Origin of the sequence: Parashewanella hymeniacidonis, assembly GCF_016900895.1 — a bacterium.
In the GTDB taxonomy this organism is placed as follows: Bacteria; Pseudomonadota; Gammaproteobacteria; order Enterobacterales; family Shewanellaceae; genus Parashewanella; species Parashewanella hymeniacidonis.
The window spans coordinates 1-2,015 of record NZ_JAFEUN010000246.1 but is presented as its reverse complement, the minus strand read 5'-3'; the positions used below and the strand labels follow the sequence as shown (position 1 = coordinate 2,015).

The window sequence follows — 2,015 nt, the reverse complement described above, 5'->3', positions numbered from 1 at the left end:
TTGACCATAGATCTTGGTTGAAAATTGACATGATGCGTTGCCTTATCTAGTGTAATTTACTGATCAGATCAACGAAACGATAATAAGTTCAATTTCCATAATATTTGTGTAGAAGAGTCAGCGGCTGATCTGAACCCCGCTGTCCAGCATCCGCTGATGCTGACGGTATAAAGGGAAGTGATAAACCGCTTTATCGACCATTAACCCTGCTAGCAGTGACACGTCACAGTAGCAGCCGTCTAATACCGCCTCGGGTGCCGGAGTCGTGGCTAAAGTCTGAGTCGGTTTATGACGAATCACCGGACGACGATACACCAGTATCGTATAACTCCCTGGCTGCTGCGCTAAGCGATAGGTTTCTTTGTAGTCGATGACCTCAATCTGAGAAGCTTCTTCCTCAGTCATTTCTGGTAAAGGCAGCTCAATGATTTTCTGCGGCACAGTGTCGTCAAAGCGAAGACCCGTGTCATTAACCTCATCACCAGTGCGTTGGATATTGGATTTACGGCGGTGACCTTTAACTTCGGTGGATGGCTCCTCAGCTTTAGTCTCAGCAAGGCTGTCACCGAATAATGAGCTTTGTGACGGATTGTCGATAAGCTGCTTCTCGGACTTGCGGCCGAACAACTGGCGCTTGAACCAGTCGAGTTGCTGTTGAAGTACAGTTATCGTAAGCATTCACCAGAGGGGTATTGACAATCTCAAACTCCCGTTTATTGGCATTTATAACTACAAGCTTGCCATTGTTTTGTGACACAAGTACCACCCCGCAAGTAAGTTTCACTGTTTATTTGAAAAGTCAATACGGGGCTGGTGAATGGTTACCAGTTATCTGCTCTGACTGAGATGAATTTTGTTCAGCCAGCAAGTCAATTTGCTCCACTTGCTGAGTAAGTAAAGCAGCCATTTCTTGTCGGTTTAACTGGGTAAATTCTTCAACTTTCATGGCTGATAATTATACCAAAAACACCACTCAGAGTCGCTTGTTTTTCACTCTTTTTTGCCAGTTAATTCCAGCGATTAAGCACTGAAGTTGTGCCCAGTCGAGACTGATTTTTTCATCATTACCAGCGACCTGATGAAAGGTGCCTTGCTCTAGTCATTTACTCCATAAACACAACCCGCCCTGTGAATAATACAGCACCTTCATTTGAGTCCGGCGACGATTAACGAAGACGAATAACTCACCGTCAGTGACACGGTGCCTGAGCTTACTCTGAGCCAACGCCGCTAAGCCATCGAACTGCTTACGCATATCTACTGGTTGGTTGTAAAGCCAGATACTGACATCCGGATTGGGGAGCAGCATTACTGACGCATCCGCAGAGTAATACCGTTAGGTAGGGTCAGCTCAATATCCCATTCAGGTGAGGAGGTGTTCACCGTTTGAACCTTGGGAAGATTAACGGGTTGCCAGTTATCCTCAGTGACTTCTGCTTTTGGTTCACTGGTGAGTCGTTTACGCCAGTGATAGAAGCCAGAATGAGATACCTGATACTCCCTGCAAAATTCGGTTACAGTGAGATTACTTTGTTCAAAAAGAGTTATGATTTCCTGCCATTGAGCAGCAGAGCGGTTTTTACGTGACATACCACCTCCATAAAATTAAGGTGATAGTTTGGATGTGAAATTTAGAGAAGAAAATACGTCTTATAATGATCGCTTACTTTGTTCTGGCAACGAACCATTTCACAATGCCCCCTAAAGAAGTCCTTGATAATTACAAAAGTCAGCAAGGTGTAGAGCGTGGTTTTCGACTCATTAAAGATCCGGTATTTCATCTAAACAATATGTTTTTAAAAAGACTAGAACGCATCAATGCGTTAATGATGGTAATGACGTTCAGTTTAATGGTCTACAACTTAGGTCAATATCAATTTAGAGAAACCTTAAAACACACATTCCGCACCTAATTTTCCTAATAACGTATTTATCGCCAAATCATTTAAAGTAGCCATCAGATCACAACAACTATGGCAAATAGATCACAAAGGGATAGCTAAAAGATCACAGAC

4 protein-coding genes and 1 pseudogene are annotated in these 2,015 nt (G+C 43.4%); 1 reads left to right on the top strand and 4 read right to left on the bottom strand.

Annotated features, from left to right (window positions below):
• Window positions 1-117 precede the first annotated feature (117 nt).
• The 4 genes from JQC92_RS22065 to tnpA all read right to left on the bottom strand — a co-directional run bounded on the left by JQC92_RS22065 (window position 118) and on the right by tnpA (window position 1,590).
• The gene (locus JQC92_RS22065) at window positions 118-678 is read right to left on the bottom strand and encodes an IS66 family transposase (protein WP_205001679.1); all 561 of its coding nucleotides are present in this window, start codon (window positions 676-678) and stop codon (window positions 118-120) included.
• Window positions 679-799: 121 nt separating this feature from the next.
• Entirely contained in the window at window positions 800-946 is a 147-nt protein-coding gene (locus JQC92_RS22060; RefSeq protein WP_205001678.1) for a hypothetical protein, read from the bottom strand.
• A 153-nt stretch (window positions 947-1,099) separates the two neighbouring features.
• The gene (gene tnpB / locus JQC92_RS22055) at window positions 1,100-1,309 is read right to left on the bottom strand and encodes an IS66 family insertion sequence element accessory protein TnpB (RefSeq protein ID WP_205001677.1); all 210 of its coding nucleotides are present in this window, start codon (window positions 1,307-1,309) and stop codon (window positions 1,100-1,102) included.
• Window positions 1,309-1,590, bottom strand: coding sequence for an IS66 family insertion sequence element accessory protein TnpA (tnpA, locus tag JQC92_RS22050; RefSeq protein ID WP_205001676.1), 282 nt, complete (start codon window positions 1,588-1,590; stop codon window positions 1,309-1,311). The genes tnpB and tnpA overlap by 1 nt, the downstream gene beginning before the upstream one ends.
• A gap of 68 nt (window positions 1,591-1,658) precedes the next feature.
• Between tnpA and JQC92_RS22045 the strand changes: the two are divergent.
• Window positions 1,659-1,895, top strand: a pseudogene (locus JQC92_RS22045) (transposase); the annotation flags it as partial.
• Window positions 1,896-2,015: the final 120 nt, after the last annotated feature.

Coding starts and splice junctions, on each gene's coding strand:
- tnpB (WP_205001677.1), bottom strand. CDS start 1,309: ATGCTGCTCCCCAATCCGGATGTCAGTATCTGGCTTTACAACCAACCA.
- JQC92_RS22065 (WP_205001679.1), bottom strand. CDS start 678: ATGCTTACGATAACTGTACTTCAACAGCAACTCGACTGGTTCAAGCGC.
- JQC92_RS22060 (WP_205001678.1), bottom strand. CDS start 946: ATGAAAGTTGAAGAATTTACCCAGTTAAACCGACAAGAAATGGCTGCT.
- tnpA (WP_205001676.1), bottom strand. CDS start 1,590: ATGTCACGTAAAAACCGCTCTGCTGCTCAATGGCAGGAAATCATAACT.